This is a genomic window from Actinospica robiniae DSM 44927, assembly GCF_000504285.1.
Classification (GTDB): Bacteria; Actinomycetota; Actinomycetes; order Streptomycetales; family Catenulisporaceae; genus Actinospica; species Actinospica robiniae.
Window position 1 is genome coordinate 4,761,920 of sequence record NZ_KI632511.1, and the last position, 20,271, is coordinate 4,782,190.

18 protein-coding genes are annotated in these 20,271 nt (G+C 73.0%); 11 read left to right on the plus strand and 7 right to left on the minus strand.

Features of this window, described 5'->3' with window-relative positions; translation table 11 throughout:
- Positions 1-175: 175 nt before the first annotated feature.
- The 4 genes from msrB (at position 176) to ACTRO_RS20170 (ending at position 4,173) form a co-directional block, all read left to right on the plus strand.
- Positions 176-577: a peptide-methionine (R)-S-oxide reductase MsrB gene (gene msrB / locus ACTRO_RS20155; RefSeq protein WP_034265220.1), complete on the plus strand. Its 402-nt coding sequence runs from the start codon at positions 176-178 to the stop codon at positions 575-577.
- A 102-nt stretch (positions 578-679) separates the two neighbouring features.
- The gene (gene ureA, locus ACTRO_RS20160; protein ID WP_034265223.1) at positions 680-1,387 is read left to right on the plus strand and encodes an urease subunit gamma; all 708 of its coding nucleotides are present in this window, start codon (positions 680-682) and stop codon (positions 1,385-1,387) included.
- On the plus strand, positions 1,384-3,114 hold the full coding sequence (locus tag ACTRO_RS20165; protein ID WP_084316412.1) for an urease subunit alpha: 1,731 nt from the start codon (positions 1,384-1,386) through the stop codon (positions 3,112-3,114). The genes ureA and ACTRO_RS20165 overlap by 4 nt, the downstream gene beginning before the upstream one ends.
- Before the next feature lie 30 nt (positions 3,115-3,144).
- Positions 3,145-4,173 carry an agmatine deiminase family protein gene (locus ACTRO_RS20170; RefSeq protein ID WP_034275798.1) on the plus strand — a complete coding sequence of 343 codons (1,029 nt, stop codon included), beginning with the start codon at positions 3,145-3,147 and terminating at the stop codon, positions 4,171-4,173.
- A 36-nt stretch (positions 4,174-4,209) separates the two neighbouring features.
- Here ACTRO_RS20170 and ACTRO_RS43600 read toward each other — a convergent pair whose 3' ends face one another.
- From ACTRO_RS43600 to hemE, 5 genes are all read right to left on the minus strand, one after another.
- Positions 4,210-5,178: a hypothetical protein gene (locus ACTRO_RS43600; RefSeq protein WP_051451105.1), complete on the minus strand. Its 969-nt coding sequence runs from the start codon at positions 5,176-5,178 to the stop codon at positions 4,210-4,212.
- 83 nt (positions 5,179-5,261) lie between these two features.
- Positions 5,262-6,074, minus strand: coding sequence for a hypothetical protein (locus ACTRO_RS47375; protein ID WP_034265225.1), 813 nt, complete (start codon positions 6,072-6,074; stop codon positions 5,262-5,264).
- 36 nt (positions 6,075-6,110) lie between these two features.
- On the minus strand, positions 6,111-6,920 hold the full coding sequence (hemQ, locus tag ACTRO_RS20185; protein ID WP_084316415.1) for a hydrogen peroxide-dependent heme synthase: 810 nt from the start codon (positions 6,918-6,920) through the stop codon (positions 6,111-6,113).
- Positions 6,917-8,347: a protoporphyrinogen oxidase gene (gene hemG, locus ACTRO_RS20190; RefSeq protein ID WP_051451106.1), complete on the minus strand. Its 1,431-nt coding sequence runs from the start codon at positions 8,345-8,347 to the stop codon at positions 6,917-6,919. The genes hemQ and hemG overlap by 4 nt, the downstream gene beginning before the upstream one ends.
- Before the next feature lie 4 nt (positions 8,348-8,351).
- Positions 8,352-9,416 (minus strand): uroporphyrinogen decarboxylase, encoded by a 1,065-nt coding sequence (gene hemE / locus ACTRO_RS20195; RefSeq protein WP_034275807.1) that lies wholly within the window; start codon positions 9,414-9,416, stop codon positions 8,352-8,354.
- A gap of 175 nt (positions 9,417-9,591) precedes the next feature.
- Here hemE and ACTRO_RS20200 point away from each other — a divergent pair, with 175 nt between their 5' ends.
- On the plus strand, positions 9,592-10,284 hold the full coding sequence (locus ACTRO_RS20200) for a DUF3000 domain-containing protein (RefSeq protein ID WP_051451108.1): 693 nt from the start codon (positions 9,592-9,594) through the stop codon (positions 10,282-10,284).
- Positions 10,285-10,779: 495 nt separating this feature from the next.
- A complete protein-coding gene (locus ACTRO_RS20205) occupies positions 10,780-11,505 on the plus strand; it encodes a response regulator transcription factor (RefSeq protein ID WP_034265228.1) in 726 nt (241 codons plus the stop codon).
- A 364-nt stretch (positions 11,506-11,869) separates the two neighbouring features.
- On the opposite strand, the gene lhgO is transcribed toward ACTRO_RS20205, so the two are convergent.
- The gene (lhgO, locus tag ACTRO_RS20210; RefSeq protein WP_034265231.1) at positions 11,870-13,060 is read right to left on the minus strand and encodes an L-2-hydroxyglutarate oxidase; all 1,191 of its coding nucleotides are present in this window, start codon (positions 13,058-13,060) and stop codon (positions 11,870-11,872) included.
- 169 nt (positions 13,061-13,229) lie between these two features.
- Between lhgO and ACTRO_RS20215 the strand changes: the two genes are divergently transcribed.
- The 5 genes from ACTRO_RS20215 (at position 13,230) to ACTRO_RS20235 (ending at position 18,585) form a co-directional block, all read left to right on the plus strand.
- Entirely contained in the window at positions 13,230-14,531 is a 1,302-nt protein-coding gene (locus ACTRO_RS20215; RefSeq protein ID WP_245594432.1) for an HRDC domain-containing protein, read from the plus strand.
- Between the two features lie 67 nt (positions 14,532-14,598).
- Positions 14,599-14,883: a type II toxin-antitoxin system Phd/YefM family antitoxin gene (locus tag ACTRO_RS20220; protein WP_051451109.1), complete on the plus strand. Its 285-nt coding sequence runs from the start codon at positions 14,599-14,601 to the stop codon at positions 14,881-14,883.
- Positions 14,880-15,131 carry a type II toxin-antitoxin system RelE family toxin gene (locus ACTRO_RS20225; protein ID WP_034265234.1) on the plus strand — a complete coding sequence of 84 codons (252 nt, stop codon included), beginning with the start codon at positions 14,880-14,882 and terminating at the stop codon, positions 15,129-15,131. Before ACTRO_RS20220 ends, ACTRO_RS20225 begins: the two co-directional genes overlap by 4 nt.
- A gap of 107 nt (positions 15,132-15,238) precedes the next feature.
- Complete coding sequence (locus ACTRO_RS20230; RefSeq protein WP_034265237.1) at positions 15,239-16,459, plus strand: thiolase family protein; 1,221 nt, start codon at positions 15,239-15,241, stop codon at positions 16,457-16,459.
- The gene (locus ACTRO_RS20235; RefSeq protein ID WP_034265241.1) at positions 16,456-18,585 is read left to right on the plus strand and encodes a 3-hydroxyacyl-CoA dehydrogenase NAD-binding domain-containing protein; all 2,130 of its coding nucleotides are present in this window, start codon (positions 16,456-16,458) and stop codon (positions 18,583-18,585) included. The genes ACTRO_RS20230 and ACTRO_RS20235 overlap by 4 nt, the downstream gene beginning before the upstream one ends.
- Positions 18,586-18,664: 79 nt before the next feature.
- Here ACTRO_RS20235 and ACTRO_RS20240 read toward each other — a convergent pair whose 3' ends face one another.
- Positions 18,665-20,254, minus strand: a complete 1,590-nt coding sequence (locus tag ACTRO_RS20240) for a DUF2079 domain-containing protein (protein WP_157436347.1) — start codon at positions 20,252-20,254, stop codon at positions 18,665-18,667.
- Between the last annotated feature and the right edge of the window lie 17 nt (positions 20,255-20,271).

Genomic DNA, 20,271 nt, shown 5'->3' on the forward strand with positions numbered 1-20,271 from the left:
GCCCGGTACCTGGTGATGTAGGGAGGAAGACGGGGCTGTACCCGATGGCCCGGTACCTGGTGATGTAGGGAGGAAGACGGGGCTGTACCCGATGGCCCGGTACCTGGTGATGTAGGGAGGAAGACGGGGCTGTACCCGATGGCTCGGTACCTGGTGATGTAGGTAGCCTCGAAGCATGGCATACGAAGTGAACAAGTCCGACGAGGAATGGCGCGCCGAGCTCAGTCCGGAGGAGTTCCACGTGCTCCGGCAGGCCGGCACCGAGGCGCCGTACAAGGGCGAGTACACGGACACCGAGACCGAGGGCGTCTACCACTGCCGCGCCTGCGGCACCGAGCTGTTCCGCTCCTCCGAGAAGTTCCACTCGCACTGCGGCTGGCCGTCGTTCTTCGACCCGGCCGACAGCGACGCGGTCGAGCTGATCACGGACAACTCGCACGGCATGGCGCGTACCGAGGTGCGCTGCGCCACGTGCGGCTCGCACCTGGGCCACGTCTTCTCCGGCGAGGGCTACCCGACCCCGACCGACCAGCGCTACTGCATCAACTCCATCTCGCTGACGCTCGAACCGAAGTAGCGGCGCCGACCGATCCGCCCTGACAGCCGAGCGGGCGGATCGGCTACACAGTGCTCGGCCGAGCCGCTGCCCGCGCCGCACGCGGTGTGGTGCACTGGGCTCATGCGATTGACACCGACCGAGCGGGATCGGCTGCTGATCTTCACCGCGGCCGAGCTCGCCCGCGCCCGCCGGGCCCGTGGCCTGCGGCTGAACGTGCCGGAGGCCGAGGCGCTGATCGCCGACACGGTCTGCGAGGCGGCCCGGGACGGCGCCCGGCTGGCCGAGGCGGTCGAGGCCGGTCGCAGCATCCTGACGGAGCGGGACGTGCTGCCGGGCGTCGCCTCGATCGTCACCGAGGTGCAGGTCGAGGCGGTGTTCGAGGACGGCACCCGGCTGGCCGTGGTCGGCGCTCCGATCGGGCCCGGCGCGCCGGACGGCCCCGGGGCGGTGCTCCCCCGGGACGAGGCCGCCTACCCGGCCGCGCCCACGGTCGACCCGGTCGAGCTCGACGTGCTCAACACCGCGCCCGTGCCCGTCTCGGTCACCTCGCACTTCCACTTCTTCGAGGCCAATCCGCGGCTGCGCTTCGACCGGGCCGCCGCCTACGGCCGCCACCTGGCCGTTCCGGCCGGTTCGTCTGTGCGCTTCGACCCCGGCGCCACCGTCCGCGTCGTGCTCACCCCGATCGGCGGGGCCCGGGTCGCCATCGGCTTCGCCGGTCTGGTCGACGGCCCGCTGGACGCCCCCGGCGCGAAGGAAGCCGCGCTGGTCAAAGCCGCGGCCTGCGGCTATCTCGGCGCCGGCGCGGCCGAGGAGGGCGTGCGATGAGCACTGTCGACCGCAACGGCCTCGCCGACGCCTTCGGCCCCTTCGACGCGGAGCGCTACATCTGCGTGCACGGCCCGCGGGTGGGCGACCGCGTGCTGCTCGGTGACAGTGGCCTGATCGCCCGGGTCGACTTCGATTCGCAGCACCCCGGCGACGAGTTCCTGGCCGGCTTCGGCAAGACCGCGCGCGACGGGCTGCACCTGAAGGCCGCGGCCGTGCGCGAGACCTGCGACCTGGTGATCAGCAACGTCCTGGTGATCGACGCGGTCCTCGGCATCGGCAAGACCTCGATCGGCGTGCGGGACGGGCGGATCCACGCCATCGGCCGGGCCGGGAACCCGGACACGGTGCCCGGGGTGGAGGTGGTCGTCGGCACCGGCACCACGATCGTCTCCGGCGAGGGCCTGATCGCAACCGCCGGCGCCGTCGACACCCACGTGCACCTGCTCTCGCCGCGGATCATGGAGGCCTCGCTGGCCTCCGGCGTGACCACGATCATCGGCCAGGAGTTCGGCCCGGTCTGGGGCGTCGGGGTCAACTCGCCGTGGGCGCTGCGGCACGCGTTCAACGCGTTCGACGCCTGGCCGGTCAACATCGGCTTCCTGGCCCGCGGCTCGTCCTCGAACCCTGATCCGCTGCTGGAGGCGCTGGTCGAGGGCGGGGCGAGCGGCTTCAAGGTGCACGAGGACATGGGCGCGCACACCCGCGCGCTCGACACCGCGCTGCGGGTGGCCGAGGAACACGACGTGCAGGTCGCGCTGCACACCGACGGACTCAACGAGTGCCTGTCGGTGGAGGACACCCTGGCCGTGCTCGACGGCCGCACCATCCACGCGTACCACATCGAGGGCTGCGGGGGCGGCCACGTGCCGAACGTGCTGCGGCTGGCCGGGGTGGCGAACGTCATCGGCTCCTCCACCAACCCCACCCTGCCCTTCGGCCGGGACGCGCTCGGCGAGCACTTCGGCATGATCGTCTCAGCCCACGACCTCAAGCCCGACCTGCCCGGCGACGCGGCGATGGCCCGGGACCGGATCCGGGCCGGCACCATGGGCGCCGAGGACGTGCTGCACGACCTCGGCGTCATCCCGATCACCTCCTCCGACGCGCAGGGCATGGGCCGGGCCGGGGAGACCGTGCGGCGCACCTTCGCGGTGGCGGCCAAGATGAAGGCCGAACTCGGCGGCCTGGACGGCGCGGCCCCCGGCCCGCACGACAACGACAGGATCCTGCGTTACATCGCCAAGCTGACGGTGAACCCGGCCCGGGCGCACGGCCTCGCGCACGAGATCGGCTCGCTCGAGGTGGGCAAGCTGGCCGACGTGGTGCTGTGGCGGCCCGACTCCTTCGGCGCGAAGCCGCAGCTGGTGCTCAAGGCCGGGTTCCCGGCGTACGGCGTGGTGGGCGATCCCAACGCGGCCACCGACCGCTGCCAGCCGCTGGTGCTCGGCCCGCAGTTCGGCGCGCACGGCGCGACCGCGGCCGACCTGTCCGTGGCCTTCGTCTCCGGTGCCGCGGCCGACGCCGAGTCCGACCGCTTCCCGTCCCGGCGCCGCCGGGTCGCCGTGCGCGCCGCCCGCGGCATCGGCCCGGCCGCGATGGTGCGCAACGCCCGGCTCGGCCTGGTCGAGGTGGCCCCGGCCACCGGTCTGGTCACCCTCGACGGCGACCCGGTCAGCTCGCCGCCGGCCGAGACGGTGCCGCTCTCCCGCCTGTACTTCCTCTGAGCCCTGATGAACCCGAAGGAGACCTCGAACATGACCGTCCCGGCAGAGCTCGGATTCCGCATGCCGGCCGAGTGGGCGAGGCACGAGCGCACCTGGATGGCCTGGCCCACCGAGGGATACACGCTCGGCGACGAGCCGGACGACGCCTACCGCGCCTGGTCGCAGGTCGCGAACACGATCGCGCGCCACGAGCCGGTGACGATGGTGGTGGACCCGGCGGCCCGCGCGTCCGCGGAGCTCTGGCTCGACGCGGCGGTGCGGCAGGTCGAGCGGCCGCTGAACGACGCCTGGATGCGCGACATCGGCCCGACCTTCCTGGTCGGCGACGGCGGGGAGCTCGCCGTGGCCGACTGGGTGTTCAACGGCTGGGGCGCGCAGGAGTGGGCGCAGTGGGATAAGGACTCGAAGATCGCCGAGGAGGTCGCCGGCCTGGCCGGCGCGCGGCGCTTCGCGTCCCGGATGGTCAACGAGGGCGGCGGAATCCACGTCGACGGCGAGGGCACGGTGCTGATCACCGAGACCGTGCAGCTCGACCCGGGCCGTAACAAGGACTGGACGAAGGAACAGGTCGAGCGGGAGCTGCGGGACTTCCTCGGCGTGCGGAAGGTCATCTGGCTCCCGCGCGGCCTCACCCGCGACTACGGCGAGTTCGGCACCCGCGGCCACGTCGACATCGTCGCCGCGTTCGTCCAGCCCGGCGTCGTCGTCGTGCACACCCAGCCCGATCCGGCCCACCCCGACCACGAGGTCGGCAGGGAGAACGCCGCGCTGTTGCGCGCCTCCACCGACGCCAAGGGCCGCCACCTCGAAGTGGTCGAGATCCCGGCCCCGACGATCCTGGCCGAAGCCGACGGGGAGCCGGTCGACTACTCGTACATCAACCACTACCTCGGCAACGGCTTCGTCCTGCTCTGCGGTTTCGACGACCCGCGCGACCAGGAGGCCGCCGCCATCCTCGGCAAGCTGCTGCCCGGCCGCACCGTCGAGCTCGTGGACGCCCGCCCCGTCTTCGAGCGCGGCGGCGGCATCCACTGCATCACCCAGCAGCAGCCGGCGTAGGGGCCGGACGACGCGCCCGGCCCCGGACACCGCGGGTCAGCTCTGCTCGGAGGCCTTCCACAGCGCGAGGGAGTACGCGGCCGCCTGAGCGTTGGAGGTCGCCTCCGGGTACGCGCCGAGGCCGTATTCGTTCGCATCAGCCCACATGCACATACGCAGGGTGATGTCGTCCGACTCGTCGATGCCGCACATGATCGCGCCGCCCGGCATGGACGTCGTCTCGGTCGCGGTGTCGGTGAGACCCACCTGCTCGACCACCGTGGAGATGAAGCTCGAGGTGGTGGTGGCCTCCAGCATGCCCTTGAGCTCGGACGACTTCGCGGCCGGGATCAGGGTGAGGTTGCTGAAGTACTGGGTGCTGCCGCTCTTCGCGTACGCGCCGAAGAGGGCGTCCGCGTAGATCGCCGACGTGGAGTCGGCCTTCTTCATCGCGTTCGTCCTGGCCTGGCCGTCGGATCCGGTCATCTGCTGCAGCCCGTCGGCCGAGGCCGGCATGGCGACGCCGCCCGAATCCACCGCCGCGGACGACGCCTTCGAGGACGCGCCGTCCGTCGGGGGCGTGCTGAGCGCGGCGGGCTGCTTGCTCCCGCCGCCCGAGGTCGCCGCGAAGACGCCGCCGATCAGCGCGACCGCGACCACCGCGGCGCCGGCGACGATGAGGCCGGTGCGGGACTTCTTCGGCGCGGGCGGCGGGCCGAAGCCGGGCGCCGGCGTGGCCCAGGGCTGCTGCGGCTGCTGAGGGGGCGCTCCCCACGGCTGCTGCTGCGCAGGCGGCGCTCCCCAGGACTGGGCGGAGGGATCCTGGTACTGCTGGCCCGGATACGGCTGGGCCGGGTACTGCTGCGCGGACGGGTCAGGGTACTGCTGGCCGGGGTACTGCTGGGCCGGGTACTGCTGGCCGGGGTACGGCTGGGCCGGGTACTGCTGACCCGGGTACGGCTGACCGGGTATCGGATACTGCTGGGCCGGCGGAACAGCGTCGCCGGGAGGATTCTCGAAGGTCACTCCGACGATGATAGTCAGGTGAGAAAACCGCTTTCCGCCGCGTGTCCCTCGCGCCCCGCGACCCCGGTCCGGTGTGAGCTGCCTCAGAAACCCGTGGCGGTGGCCGAGATCGCCGACGATTTCGCAGAGCCCTCAGACGCGGTCCACAGCGCCGCGGAGTACTGCGCAGCCACGTCGTTGGTCAGCGTGGAGGGGAACGCGGTCAGACCGTACTCGTAATCGTCGATCCAGCTGCAGGCCCGCAGCGGGACCTTCCCGCCCTCGATCATGCCGCAGGTCATCGCGCCCTTCGTCACGGCGGAGGGCTCGGCGGCGCTGTCGGCCAGGCCGTTCTTGACGACGGACTCGAGCGCGGCGGCCGGGCCCGCCTTCTCCAGCTGCTTGAGCGTCGCGTTGAGCGGGACCAGAGTGAGGTTGCTGAAATAGGTGCTGGTGCCGGTCGTCGCGTAGGCGCCGAACTCGGCGCCGGCCAGGGTCTCGTCGGCGGCGTCGGCCTTGGCCATGTCCGAGGTCACCGTGTCCGCGGTCGGGCCGGTCAGCCTGACCAGGCTGCCCGCGACGTCCGGGACGGCGACGTCGGCCGCGGCCCCCTGCACCGTGCCGCCGGCCTCGCCGTCGCCGGTCGCGACGGAGCCGGACGGGGTGGAGACGGCCGAGGCGGCGGGAGCGGCGGAGAGCGTCGGGGCGGGCGCGGCGGCGGTCCGGGCGCCCGAGCCCCCGGACAGCAGGACGGCGACGACCCCGACCACCGCCACGCCCACCAGCGCGCCGAGCCCGTTGCGCAGGCCGCGGCGGTGGTGGGCCGGCCGTCCGGCCGCGGATATCCGCTGCCACGGCCGCTCCGGGAACCCGGTATCAGTGTCCTGTTGCTGCGTGGCGGCTTCGTCCGAGGGCATTGCCCCATGCTACCGAGCGCGCGGGCACCGTTCCGGCTACGGCAGCACCCTGACGATCTCCTCGAGCGGCTTGCGCCGCCCGGTGTAGAACGGGATCTCCACCCGGACGTGCCGGCGGGTCTCCGAGCCGCGCAGGTGGCGCATCAGGTCCACGATCCGGTGCAGGTCGTTCGCCTCGAAGCACAGCAGCCACTCGTAGTCGCCAAGGGCGAAGGCGGGCACCGTGTTCGCGCGCACGTCAGGGTACTCACGCGACATCTTGCCGTGCTCGGCCAGCAGCGCGCGGCGCTCCTCGTCCGGCAGCAGGTACCACTCGTACGAGCGGACGAACGGGTAGACGCAGGCCCAGTCGCGCGCGGCCTCGCCGGCCAGGTAGGCCGGGATGTGGCTCTTGTTGAACTCGGCCGGCCGGTGCAGCGCCATGCTCGACCACACCGGCTCGCAGCACTGGCCCAGCAGCGTCTTGCGGAACGAGGAGTAGAGCTCCTGCAGCGCCTCCGCGGTCGGGCCGTGCGCCCAGATCATCAGGTCGGCGTCGGCGCGCAGGCCGGCCGTGTCGTAGGTGCCGCGCACCACCACGTCGCGGTCCGCCGCGAGCTTGGTGAACAGCTGCAGCACCTCCTCGGCGTAGCCGATGCGCAGGCCCTCGTCCTCGGGCAGCTCGGCCACGGCCTTGAACACCGACCAGCTGGTGTAGCGGATCTCGTCGTTCAGCTCCCGGGCCTTGCGGCTGACCGGGCGCTCGGTGGACGGCGCGGTCGTGCCGGGCGCGGACTCGGCGGCCGCCGCGGTGGCGGCCGGGGGCACCGCCGAGGTGCCCGCGGCGCCGGTGTCGGTGTCGGTCATGATGGTGCGTTCCCTTCGGTCAGGTCCTCGACCGCGCGGGCGGCCGAGGCGATGCAGGCGGGGATGCCGACGCCGTCGTACGCGGCCCCGGCGACCGCGATCCCGGCGGGCAGGGCGGCGCGCAGGCGCCCGACCCGGTCCAGGTGGCCCACGGCGTACTGCGGCAGGGCCTCGGTCCAGCGCTGCACCTGCCGGTCCACCGGCCGGGCGGTGAGGCCCACGGCGTCGGCCAGGTCGGCCAGCGCCACCGTGGCGATCTCGTCGTCCTCACGCTCGAGGATCTCGCTCTCGCCGAGCCGGCCGAGCGAGGCGCGCAGGACGACCATCTCCCCGCTGCTGTGGGCGAGCCAGGGCCACTTGATGCTGGAGAAGGTCGCGGCCTTGATCGCGCGGCCGTCCACCGGCGGAACCAGGAAGCCGGAGCCGGGCGGCACGTCGGTGAAGGCGCTGCGGTGGAAGGCGAAGGTGGCGATGGCCATCGAGGCGTACTCGATCTCGGCGAGCCCGGCCGCGCCGGCCGGCGCGACATCGGCCAGCAGGCCGCGGGCGACGTACGCCGGCACGGCGAGCACCAGCAGGTCCGTCTCTAGCGCGGTCCCGTCGGTGAGCGAGACCTGCCAGCCCGCCGCGGCACGCCGCACCGCGGCGACCCCGACCCCGGTGCGCAGCTCGGCGCCGCGGCCGGCCACGTCCGCGGCCACGGCGGCGGGCAGCCGGCCCACGCCGCCGCGGATGCCGGCGAACACCGGCTTGGGCGCCTCGCCGGCGGCGGAGCTCGTTGCGGCGCCGACGGCCAGCAGGTCGCGCACGCCGGTGGTCAGCGGAGTGCCGGCCTCGGCCAGCGGGACCAGCTGGGGCACGGTGGCCCGCAGCGAGAGCCGGTCGGCGTGGCCGGCGTAGACGCCGCCGAGCAGCGGTTCGACCAGGCGGTCGACCACCTCGCGGCCGAGCCGGCGGCCGACGTACTCGCCCACCGAGACGTCCTCGGTGACCGGAGTCTTGGGCATCACCCGGTCCGCCTGCACGCGGGCCAGGCCGCGCGGGCCGAGCAGGCCGCTGGCGCCCAGCGCGCGCAGGTCCCCGGGCACGCCCATGAGCTGGCCGGCCGGCAGCGGATGCAGCTCGCCGCGGCTCCACACCCCGGCCGCGGTGGTGGCCGGGTGCACCAGGTCCTCGCCGAGCCCGACCGCCTTCGCCAGCGCGACGCCCTCGGGCCGGCGGGCCAGGATCGACTCCGCGCCCAGGTCCACCGAGCTGCCGGCCACGTGCCCGAGCGCGAGCTTGCCGCCGTAGCGGCCGGAGGCCTCGAGCAGGGTGACCGCCAGCCCCGCGTCCAGACCGGCCCGCGCGGCGGCGAGGCCGGTGATGCCGCCGCCGACCACGAGCAGCCGGACTCGGGCGGGCGCGCCGGCCGCTGGCTCTGACATGGGATCAGCTCCCGGCGCGGGTGTGTTCGTGTACGTATTCGACGACGCGGGCGAGCCGGTCCGGATCGGCGTTCGGCGGGACGCCGTGGCCCAGGTTGAACACGTGGCCCTCCAGCCCGGCGGCCTGGTCCAGCACCCGCTGCACGGCCGCGTCGAGGGCGGCGGGCGGGGCGAACAGGACGGCGGGGTCGAGGTTGCCCTGCAGCGCCTTGCCCGGGCCGACCCGGCGGGCGGCCTCGTCCAGCGGGACGCGCCAGTCCACGCCGACCACGTCCGCGCCGGCCTCGCCGAGGTCGCGCAGCAGCTCGCCGGTGCCGACGCCGAAGTGGATCCGTGGCACGTCGCGCGAGGCGACCGCGGCGAAGACCTTGGCCGAGGCGGGCTGGACGTGGCGGCGGTAGTCCTCGGGCGCCACCGCGCCGACCCAGGAGTCGAACAGCTGCACGGCGCTCGCGCCGGCGTCGATCTGCGCGGTAAGGAACGCGGTGGTGATGTCGGCGATCCGGTCGAGCAGCGCGGTGAACAGGCCGGGGTCGCCGTACATCATGGCCTTGGTCAGCTCGTGCCCCTTCGACGGGCCGCCCTCGATCAGGTAGCTGGCCAGGGTGAAGGGCGCGCCGGCGAAGCCGATCAGCGGCGTGGCGCCGAGCTCGGCGGTCAGCAGCCGGACGGCGGCGGAGATCGGGGCGAGCTCCTCCGGTGTGGGCACGCGCAGACGGTCGAGGTCCGCGGCGGTGCGCACCGGGTCGGCGATGACGGGGCCGACGCCGGGCTTGATCTCGACGTCGAGCCCGATCGCCCGCAGCGGCACCACGATGTCGCTGAAGTAGACCGCGGCGTCCACGCCGTAGCGGCGCACCGGCTGCATTGTGATCTCGGCGACGAGCTCGGGCATGAAGCAGGAGTCGAGCATCGGCACACCCGCGCGCGCCTTGTGATACTCCGGCAGGGAACGGCCGGCCTGGCGCATGAACCACACCGGGGTGTGCGGGACAGGCTGGCGGCGGCAGGCCCGCAGGAAGGCCGAGTCGGCCGCGGGCTGGGGCTGGGATCGGGGCGTACCACTCACGAACTGCACGATACCCGGGCGGGCGGGCCGGGCCGTACTCGCCCCGGACGGGTGTGCTCCGGCCCCGGCCGCGGCGTCGGCGGGCGGTTATTTTGTGAGGACCGTCACAGCTGACTTTTCCGCGATCGGGCGCGCCTACCCGACGCGCCCGCCCGCCCGGTCGTACGCTGCGACCATGAACCGGCATCCGCATCCGCCAGGCGCCGGCCGCGCCGCGGCGTCCACCGCCCCGGGCCTCGCGGACGACGCGGTGCCGGAGGTGTTCGCGGCGGCCGTCGGCGGCATCTCGGCCCTGCGGCCGCCGGCCGGGATCGAGTTCGAGCCGCTGCCCGCGCCGCGCCGGCTGGCCGCGCACAGCCACGCGCTCTCCGCCTCGGTGACCGAGCCGGGCCCGGAGGAAGAGCTCGAACTCGGCTCCGGGCGCTTCGTGCTGCTCTACGAGCCGGCCGGACACGAGGAATGGCAGGGCAGCTGGCGCTGCGTCACGCTGCTGCAGGCCGAGATCGAGGCCGAGATCGCGCAGGATCCGCTGCTGCCCGAGGTGACCTGGTCCTGGCTGTCCGAGGCCCTGTCCGAGCTCGGATACGCCGCGCTGGGCGGCACCGTGACCCGCTGCGCCTCGGCCGGTTTCGGCGAGCTCGCGGACCAGGGCATGAGCACCTCGGTCGAGCTGCGCGCGTCCTGGTCGCCGCTCCCGCCGGAGCCGGCCGACGGCCCGCGCCGGCCCGGAAACCGGATGTGGACCCCGGCCACGGCCTGGCCCGGGCTAGCCGCGCACGTCGAGGCCTGGTCGCGCTGCCTCGCCCAGGCCGTGGGCCTGCCGCCGGAGCTCGCCGGCGTCGCCCGGCTGCCCCGCGTCGGCGGCTGAGCAGCCCCACGCGCCGAGCCCCTCGTACCGAGTCGCCGCGCCATCCCGCCGAACCGTCGCGCCACACCGTCCACGACGCGCCATCCCCCTGCGTCCCGTGCCCACGACCGGGGCGGATTCGCCGCACTCCGGCTTCGGCGCGTCGAGCTCGGACATCCAGAGATTGGATCAGCGGTCATCTATTGACCCAAACAGGTACACATCCAAATTTGGTTAACCCGACCGATATCCGGGTAAAGAAGTTACCCACACGGCGGAATCCGCAGCCCGAGCCTGGGGCGGTCGGCTGATCGGCTACTGCGTCCGGGTGAGGACCATACGCAACCGTCTCGCACGGACGGCGCAACCAATCGGCCGTTCGCCGGTCGGCTCACGCTAAAGGTCGCCACCCACATTGCCGATTCCTTCCCCGGAAGGGCTAGAGCACAGCCGTTCCGTCCGGTTGGCCCTCCACCCCCGCCGACCGGTCCAACCCTCCACCTCCAGGGAGGTCCGGTGTCCGTCCTCGTCGACCACGCCGCGAGCATGCTGGCCTATCGACCGGCCAAGCTGACCGCGATGGTAGTAGTGCACGACCCCCGCGTTCGCACCTCCGTCACCCGGCACCTGTGGGCTCTCGGCGTCCGCGACGTCGTGGAGGCCTCGACCATCGCCGAGGCAAGAAGCCGGATGGCCACGGTGCGCGATATCGCCGTCGTGGACGTGCACCTGCCCGACGGGCCGGGGCTGGCGCTGCTGGCGGAGATGCGCACGGCCGGGTGGAACAGCGCGGTGGCCATCTCCACCGCCGACGACACCAACGCGGTCCGCGCGGCGCTCGCCTCCGGGGTCCGCGGCTACGTCGTCACCGGCGCGCGCACCCTGCCGCAGGCGCGGCCCGGCCTGAACGGCATGAACGGCCCGGGCGGCCTCGGCCAGCTCCCGCCGCACCTGCGCGAGCGCCGGCTGGCCGCGATGAGCGGGCAGGCCGGGACGATGGCGGCGCTGGCCCAGGGCTCGATCCCGAACACCATGAACGCGGGCGTGCGCGAGCTGTCCGCGCGCGAGATCGAGGTGCTGCGGCTGGTCGCGGACGGCCGGTCGAACAAGGCGATCGGGCAGACCATGGGCCTGAGCGCGCTGACCGTGAAGAGCCACCTGGCCAGGATCGCCCGCAAGCTCGGCACCGGCGACCGGGCCGGCATGGTCGCGGTGGCCATGCGGGGCGGGATCATCGCCTGACCGGCCGGGCGGCGCCCCGGCGGCCGGGGACGATCGGAGGCCTGCGGGCGAAGGGGCCGGACGCGCAACACTCAGGCGGCGCGAGCCGCCGTACGCGATCGCCTCGCGCTGCTCCGCTCGGAGCGGCGCGAGGCGATCGTCTTGCTGTCGGGCCTGTCTGCTTATTACCGCGCACGGGTGAACTTCGGCGGTCAAAGCCCGGCCAGGGCATGACCCCGCGCGGCCCGCGGACGTTGGCCGAGTGCGCCGCACCGTTCGGCCGGATCCCGACCGACCCGCACGGCTGCGCTGTCAGGCCGGGCGGGTCCCACGAGGCCGGCGGCTCCTGCGCCTGTGAGCCGCCGGCCTCGGTCCGCCCGCCGACTCAGTCGACCGCGTCGGTGAGCAGGTCGGCCACGTGCCGGGCGATCTCGAGCGAGCCGGTCGCCGCGGGCGAGGGCGCGTTGAGCACGTGCACCTGGCGCGGCGCCCACTCGATCACGAAGTCGTCGACCAGCGCGCCGTCCCGGGTCAGCGCCTGCGCGCGCACCCCGGCGCCGGCCGGCACCAGGTCCGCCGCGGTGATCGCGGGCACCAGCCGGGCCAGGCTGCGGGCGAACCGCTCGCGCGAGAACGAGCGCAGCACCTCGTCCAGCCCGGCCCGCCAGTACTTCCCGCCGAGCCGCCAGGTGCCGGGGTAGGCGAGCGTCTGCAGGAGGTCCGCCGCGGAGAAGTCGCGGCGGCGGTAACCCTCCCGGCGCAACGCCAGCACCGCGTTGGGGCCGGCGTGCACGCTGCCGTCGATCATCCGGGTCAGGTGCACGCCCAGGAACGGGAAGCGCGGGTCGGGCACCGGGTAGATCAGGCCTCGGACGAGATCGCGCCGATGCGGCGCCAGTTCGTAGTACTCGCCCCGGAACGGCACGATCCGCGCGCTCGGGCGCAGCCCGGCCATCCGGGCCACCCGGTCGCTGTAGAGCCCGGCGCAGTTGACCAGCGCGTCGGCGTGCACGTGGCCTGTCTCGGTCTGCACCGTCACCCCGGCGTCGGTCGCCCGGATGCCGGTGACGCGGCTGGAGGTGCGCAGGTCAGCGCCGTGCTCGGCGAGCTCGGCGGCGAAGGCCCGGCAGACCGCGCCGAAGTCCACGATGCCGGTGCTCTCCACCCGCAGCGCGGCGACGCAGGCCACTTCGGGCTCGTACTCGCGGGCCCGGGCCGGGTCGATCAGCTCGGCCGGCACCCCGTTCGCCTCGGCGTTCTCGGCGAGCTTGCGCAGCCGCGGCAGCTCGGACTCGTCCGTGGCCACCACCAGCTTTCCGCACACCTGCGCCGGTACCCCGGCCGCCTGCGCGTACGCGGCCATGGAGGCGTTGCCGGCCACCGCCATCCGCGCCTTGAGGCTGCCGGGGCGGTAGTAGAGCCCGGCGTGGATGACGCCGCTGTTGTGGCCGGTCTGGTGCGCGGCCCAGTGCGCCTCCTTCTCCAGCACGGTGACGTGCCAGCCTCGGGCCAGCGAGAGTTCCCGGGCGGTGGCGAGTCCGACGACTCCCCCGCCCACGACGACGGCGTGTCTCACCCCACCTTCATACCAGGGGCGGGCCGTACTCCGGCGTGGTGAGCGCGACTTCTCGTGAGATCAGATGAATGGACCGTGAACAGGGCCGATACGGTGCCGGCGAGGCGGCCCGATCCGGCCGTGTCCGGGATCGGGACCGGGGAAACGAACCGCGCGTTACGGTAAGGGGGTGACCGATACCGCCGCCGCCCACGAGCCGCCCGCCGGCCCGTCCTCGCCTCCGGTCGAGCCGCAGGCCGTGACCGAGCCCGCCGAGACCGCCGCGGCCGCGCCGCTGCTGACCCCGCGCGAGGGCGTACCCGAGGTGATCTCGGATCCGGCGGGTCTGGCCGACGCGGTGGCGCGGTTCGCGGCGGGCACCGGACCGGTCGCGGTGGACGCCGAGCGGGCCTCCGGCTTCCGCTACGGCCAGCGGGCCTACCTGGTGCAGCTGCGGCGGCAGGGCGCGGGCACGGCGCTGATCGACCCGATCGCGGTGCCCGACCTGGGCGCCCTGGCGGCGGCGCTGGGCGAGACCGAATGGGTGCTGCACGCGGCGAGCCAGGACCTGCCGTGCCTGCGCGAGCTGAACTTCACCCCGTCCTCGCTGTTCGACACCGAGCTCGGCGGCCGCCTCGCCGGTTACCCGCGCGTCGGCCTCGGCCCGATGATCGAGGACCTGCTCGGCTACCACCTGGAGAAGGGCCACTCGGCCGACGACTGGTCCACCCGCCCGCTGCCGGCGCCGTGGCTGACCTACGCGGCCCTGGACGTGGAGCTGCTGGTCGACCTGCGGGACGCGGTGCACGCGGAGCTGACCGCGCAGGGCAAGTCCGAGTGGGCGCAGCAGGAGTTCGAGGCGGTGCGCACCGCGCCCCCGGCCGAGCCGCGCGCCGAGCCGTGGCGCCGCACCTCCGGCGTGCACCGGGTGCGCAAGGCACGCAACCTCGCCGTGGTCCGGGCGATCTGGGAGCGGCGGGACGAGCTCGCCCGGCGCCGGGACATGGCGCCCGGCCGGGTGCTGCCCGACGCCGCCATCATCGAGGCCGCCACGAAGCTGCCGAAGACGGTGCACCTGCTCAGAGCCCTGCCGGGCTACAGCGGCCGGACCCGCTCGGCCGACGCCGTCGGCTACTTCGCCGCGCTCGAGGCCGCCCTGGCCCTGCCCGACCGCGATCTGCCGCACCACCCGCCGCGCTCCGACGCGCCCCCGCCGGCGAAGTCCTGGGAGCGCAGCGACCCGGAAGCGGCCGCCCGCCTCGCCGTCGCCCGCCCCGCCGTCAGCGCGATCGCCGACGAGCACCACGTCCCGACCGAGAACCTGCTGCTGCCGGACCTCGTCCGCCGCCTGTGCTGGGCCCCGCCCGCCGACCTGGACGACGAGGTGATCGTCGAGTACCTGCGCAAGGGCGGCGCCCGCCCCTGGCAGGTCGAGCTGACCGCCCACGTCCTCGGCGCCGCGCTGCGCCGGGCCGCGGCGCACGTGGTGTGAGCGGGCGGGGCCCTATCACTCGTCCGAGTCAGTGCGAGGAAGTGCGCACTTGTGTACAGTTTCTTGCATGTCGACCTACGCCATCACCGAAGCGCGCAACCAGCTCGGCGCCCTCGCACGTGAGGCCTCGACGAGCCGTGAACCGATCTATCTGACGGATCACGGACATCAGATCGCGGCCATCGTCCACCCCGACGCCATTCACGATCTCGAGGAGCAGCTCGCTCACGAGCGGTACCTGCGGCAGCGGGCAGAGGGCTCACTCGCGCCCGGCATCCCGAACGACGAGGCGCGGCGCATGGTGCTCGATCGTCTGGCAGCACGTCGTGGGAGCGACGAGAACAGCGGATGAGCGAACGGCACACCGTCGAATGGGAGCCCGCAGCCCAGATGCGGGCCATGCTGCTCGCCGACGACGATCCGGACGGCGTGCTCGCGGTCTTCGACTGCACCGACCTGCTCGCCGACGATCCCCGGCCACGAGGCCCGTTCCCCTACGGACCCGATGCGGTTCGTCTCCAGATCGGCCTCTACCGGGTGCTGGTCGAAATCGACGACGCCAAGCGCATCGCCCGGATCACACACATCGGACGAACCTAGGGCGGAGCTGAGCCGAGCGAGAGCGGACTCCGTGGTACCGAAATAGGTTACTCGCGAGTAGCATGACCGCAGAGCACCTGTCATCGCTTCACGCTAGGAGTGCCACCGTGCCTCGTACCGCGCGCGACGTCGTCTTCGTGGACGGCGTCCGTACCCCGTTCGGCAAGGCGGGCCCGAAGGGCATGTACGCCGAGACCCGGGCCGACGACCTGATCATCAAGTGCATCCGGGAGCTCGTGCGCCGCTACCCGGGGCTGCCGCCGGAGCGGATCGGCGAGGTGGCCATCGCGGCGACCACCCAGATCGGCGACCAGGGGCTGACCCTCGGGCGTACGGCGGCGCTGCTGGCCGGGCTGCCGAAGTCGGTGCCCGGCTACTCCATCGACCGGATGTGCGCGGGCGCGATGACCGCCGTGACCAGCGTGGCCGGGTCGATCGCGCTCGGCGCGGTGGACGTGGCGGTGGCCGGCGGCGTCGAGCACATGGGGCGCCACCCGATGGGCGAGGGCGTGGATCCGAACCCGCGGATCATCAGCGAGCGGCTGGTCGACGAGTCCGCCCTGTCCATGGGCATGACCGCGGAGAACCTGCACGACCGCTTCCCGGGGCTGACCAAGGAGCGCGCCGACGCCTACGCCGCCGCCTCCCAGGAGAAGTACGCCAAGGCGCTGGCCGACGGCAAGATCCAGCCGGACCTGGTCGCCGTCGCCACGCGCGGCGGGCTCGAGTCGCAGGCGGGCCCCGGCTGGGGCCTGGCCACCGCGGACGAGCCGCCGCGCCCCGGCACCACCGTCGAGGCGCTGGCCGCCCTCAAGACCCCGTTCCGGGTGCGCGGGCGGGTGACCGCGGGCAACTCGGCGGGCCTGAACGACGGGGCCACCGCCTCGATCATCGCGGCCGAGGACGTCGCCCGCGAGCTCGGCCTGCCGGTCGGCATGCGGCTGGTCTCCTTCGCCTTCGCCGGCGTCGAGCCCGAGGTGATGGGCTTCGGCCCGGTCCCGGCCACCGAGAAGGCGCTGGCCCTGGCCGGTCTGGGCATCGATCAGATCGGGCTGTTCGAGCTGAACGAGGCCTTCGCGGTCCAGGTGCTCGCGCTGCTCGAGCACTACGGCATCGCCGACGACGACCCCCGGGTCAACCCGTGGGGCGGGGCCATCGCGACCGGCCACCCGCTCGCGTCCTCGGGCGTGCGCCTGATGACGCAGCTCTCGCGCCACTTCGCCGAGCACCCCGAAGTCCGCTACGGCCTGACCTCCATGTGCATCGGCCTGGGCATGGGCGGCACCGTGATCTGGGAGAACCCGCAGCACGAGGAGTACGGCAAGTGAGCACTTCGACGTCCCGACAGGACCTGATCGACCGGGCCGCGGCCGCGTTCCCGGACGAGGTCGTCACGCACGCGCCGGTCCGCCTGCTCGAGCTGCCCGGCGGCGCCGGCCGGTTCGCGCTGGTCACCCTGGACAACGGCTTCGACCACACCAAGCCGACCACCTTCGGCCCGCGCGGGCTGGCGAACATCGACGCCGCGCTGGAGGAGGTGGCCAAGCTGGCCCACGCCGGCGCGATCGTGGCGGCCGGGGTGACCGGCAAGCCGTTCATCTTCGCCGTCGGCGCGGACCTGAAGGCGGTGGCCGCGGCCGAGTCCGCGGAGCTGGCCCGGGCCACCGGCCGGCAGGGGCACGACGTGTTCCGCCGGCTCGGCGAGCTGCCGGTGCCCACCTTCGCCTTCGTCAACGGCGCGGCCATGGGCGGCGGCGTGGAGATCGCGCTGCACTGCACCTACCGCACCGTCAGCTCCGGGGTGCCCGCGCTCTCGCTGCCCGAGGTCTTCCTGGGCCTGGTCCCGGGCTGGGGCGGTACGCAGCTGCTGCCGCGGCTGATCGGGCCGGACAAGGCCGTCACCGTCATCCTGGACAACCCGCTCTCGCAGAACCGCCAGCTCAAGGCCAAGCAGGTGTTCGAGCTCGGCATCGCCGACGCGATCTTCGAGCCCGCCGACTTCCTCGAGGAGTCGCTGGGCTGGGCGGCGCGCGTGGTCAGCGGCGAGATCGTGGTCGAACGCCGCACCTACGACGAGGCCGAGTGGACCGCCGCGCTCGAGCGCGGCAGGCAGATCGCGGACAGCCGAGTGCACGGCGCCACGCCGGCGCCGTACCTGGCGCTGGAGCTGATCGGCAAGTCCCGCACCGCTTCCCGCGACGAGGGCTTCGACGCCGAGGACGACGCGCTGGCCGACCGGATCATGAGCGAGGAGCTGCGCTCCGGCGTCTACTCCTTCAACCTGGTGCAGAAGCGGGCCAAGCGCCCGGTCGGCGCGCCGGACAAGTCGCTGGCCAAGCCGGTGACGAAGGTCGGCGTGGTCGGCGCGGGCCTGATGGCCTCTCAGCTGGCCACCCTGTTCGTGCAGCGGCTGGCGGTGCCGGTGGTGCTCACCGACATCGACCAGGAGCGCGTGGACAAGGGCGTCAAGTACGTGCACGAACAGCTCGAGCTGCAGGCGCTCAAGGGGCGGCTGAGCTCGGACAAGCTCAACCGGCTCAAGGCCCTGGTGACCGGCTCGCTGACCAAGGACGCCTTCGCCGACGCGGACTTCGTGATCGAGGCCGTGTTCGAGGAGATGTCGGTCAAGCAGCAGGTGTTCGCCGAAGTCGAGGCCGTGGTGCGGCCGGACTGCGTGCTGGCCACCAACACCTCCTCGCTCTCGGTGACCGAGATGGCCGCGAAGCTCGAGCACCCGGAGCGGGTGGTCGGCTTCCACTTCTTCAACCCGGTCGCGGTGCTGCCGCTGCTCGAGGTGGTGCGCGCGGAGAAGACCGACGCCGCCACCCTGGCCACGGCCTTCGTGGTGGGCAAGAACCTGAAGAAGAACTGCGTGCTGGTCAAGGACGCCCCGGCGTTCGTGGTCAACCGGATCCTGACCCGGTTCATGGGCGTGGTCAACCAGGTCCTGGACGAGGGCACCCCGGTGGAGACGGCGGACCGCGCGCTGGATCCGCTGGGCCTGCCGATGTCCCCGTTCGAGCTGCTGGAGCTGGTCGGCCCGGCGGTCGGCCTGCACGTGGCCGAGACGCTGCACACCGCGTTCCCGGACCGCTTCCCGGTCTCGGAGAACGTGCGCCGGCTGGTGGCGGCGGGCAAGCGCGGGATCTACCAGTGGGTGGACGGCGCGCGCGTGGTCGACCCGGAGCTCGAGACGCTGTTCGAGGTCGGCGATTCCCCGTCGACGCCGGAGCAGGTGCTCCAGCGCGCGGTGGAGGCGCTGGCCGAGGAGATCGACCTGATGCTCGCCGAGGGCGTGGTCGCGGCGGCCGAGGACATCGACCTGTGCATGATCCTGGGCGCCGGCTGGCCGTTCCACCTCGGCGGTATCACGCCGTACCTGGACCGCGCCGGCGTGGCCGAGAAGGTCGCCGGGCACCGGTTCCTGGACAAGGGCGTGGCGTCGCTGCCGTAGCGGGATCCGCTCGGCACCGGGCAGGCGAAAAGGGGCCGTCATCGCGTACGTACGCGATGACGGCCCCTTTTCGCTTGCGCTACCGGCGGATCAGCTTCATGACGTACACGCCGTCGTCGAGGAAGACGAGGCTGAAGCCCTGCTGCTCGAGCGTCGCGGCCAACTGCGGCCCGGTGATGCCGGGGTGGAACCCGGTGTCGAAGAACGCGTAGTCGGCATACTGCGACAGCGGGACGTCAGTGTCCCGGGCGATCAGTACGGTGCCGAGATCGTTGCTGGCCAACACGTTCACCCCACTCGGCACATGGGTGGCGGCGGTGTTGATGGCGGTCAGCTTCTGGTGATTGCGCACGTCCTTGCCGCGCACGAACTGCCACGCGGCCATGGACGTGGTCCGGCCGTGCTGACGCTGCGAGGCGTACGAGCCGGCCAGCGCGGCCAGGGCCAGCGCCACCACCGCGATCCGCCGGGTGCGCTGCGCTCTGAGCCAGCCGAGCCGATCCGGCAGCGGGCGTCTCGCCCGGCGCCAGAGCCAGCGCGCGACCAGCCCGATCCGACGCAGGCCGTCGGCCGCGCCGATGACGAGGATCGGGGCGACCTGGAGGTAGAAGTGGTAGTGGAAACTGCCGTGCGTGTCGTTCGAGGAGAGCATCAACAGCACGATGGTGGTCATCGAGAAGTAGCCGATCGGCGAGAGCAGGCAGACGCATCCGAGCGGCGCGAACAGCAGCCACCAGGTGGTCTTCTTGTACTGCTCGTCGAACATGACCCGCCACGCGTGACCCGGATGCTCGAACACGTGCAGCAGTGCCTGCTGCATCGTCGAGGCGTTGAGGGTCCCCTGGTAGTCGAAGTGGCGTATCTGCCAGTAGGCCTGGTCGTGGCCGAAGACGGGCACGATCACGTTGGAGAACAGGATCATCACGAACGGGCCGAGCAGGCACAGCACCGCTCCGTGCCGCCATTTGCGATGGCGCAGGGCCCAGAGCCCGAACAGGAACACCAGGGCGCCCATGTCCTCGTAGCACAGCAGGAGCAGGCCCGCCGCCACGGACATCGCGGTCCACCGCCGGGCCAGCGCGCGCTCCAGGGCGATCGCGATGAGCAGGGGTTCGAACATGTTCTCGTGGATGTCGAACCCGATCGCGTTCTGCACCTCCATGCAGCTGAGGTAGAACACGCAGGCGATCGACCCGGCCACCGGACCGTGCATCCGGCGCACCGCGAAGTAGATCGGGATTCCGGCCGCGCAGATGATCACCGCCTGCGCGCCGGCCAGGATGCCGGGTGAGTCGTGGATCCACAGCAGCGGCGCGAGGATCGCCAGCATCGGGGCGAAGTGGTCGCCCCACTCGCTGGTGAACATCGGCTGGGAGAGCGGCTCGGACGGGAAGCCGTGGAAGGCCCAGCCGTGCACCACGCCGAAGATGAGGCCGAAGTCGTAGGAGCCGGTCAGGTGCTGGTCCACCCGCTGCACCGCCATTTTGGCGTAGAACAGGGTGCCCAGCAGGCACAGCCAGAACGCCGGGCAGGCCGCGGTGTGCAGCGCCAGCCGCTGCGCGCCGTCGCGGGCGCGCCGGAGCCGCGACGCGGCCGGCTCCTCGGCGGCCGGCGCCGGGCCGGCCGGATCCGGCGCCGGCATCTGTATCGTCTGTATCTTCTCGAACACGCTGCCGCCCCCGGAAG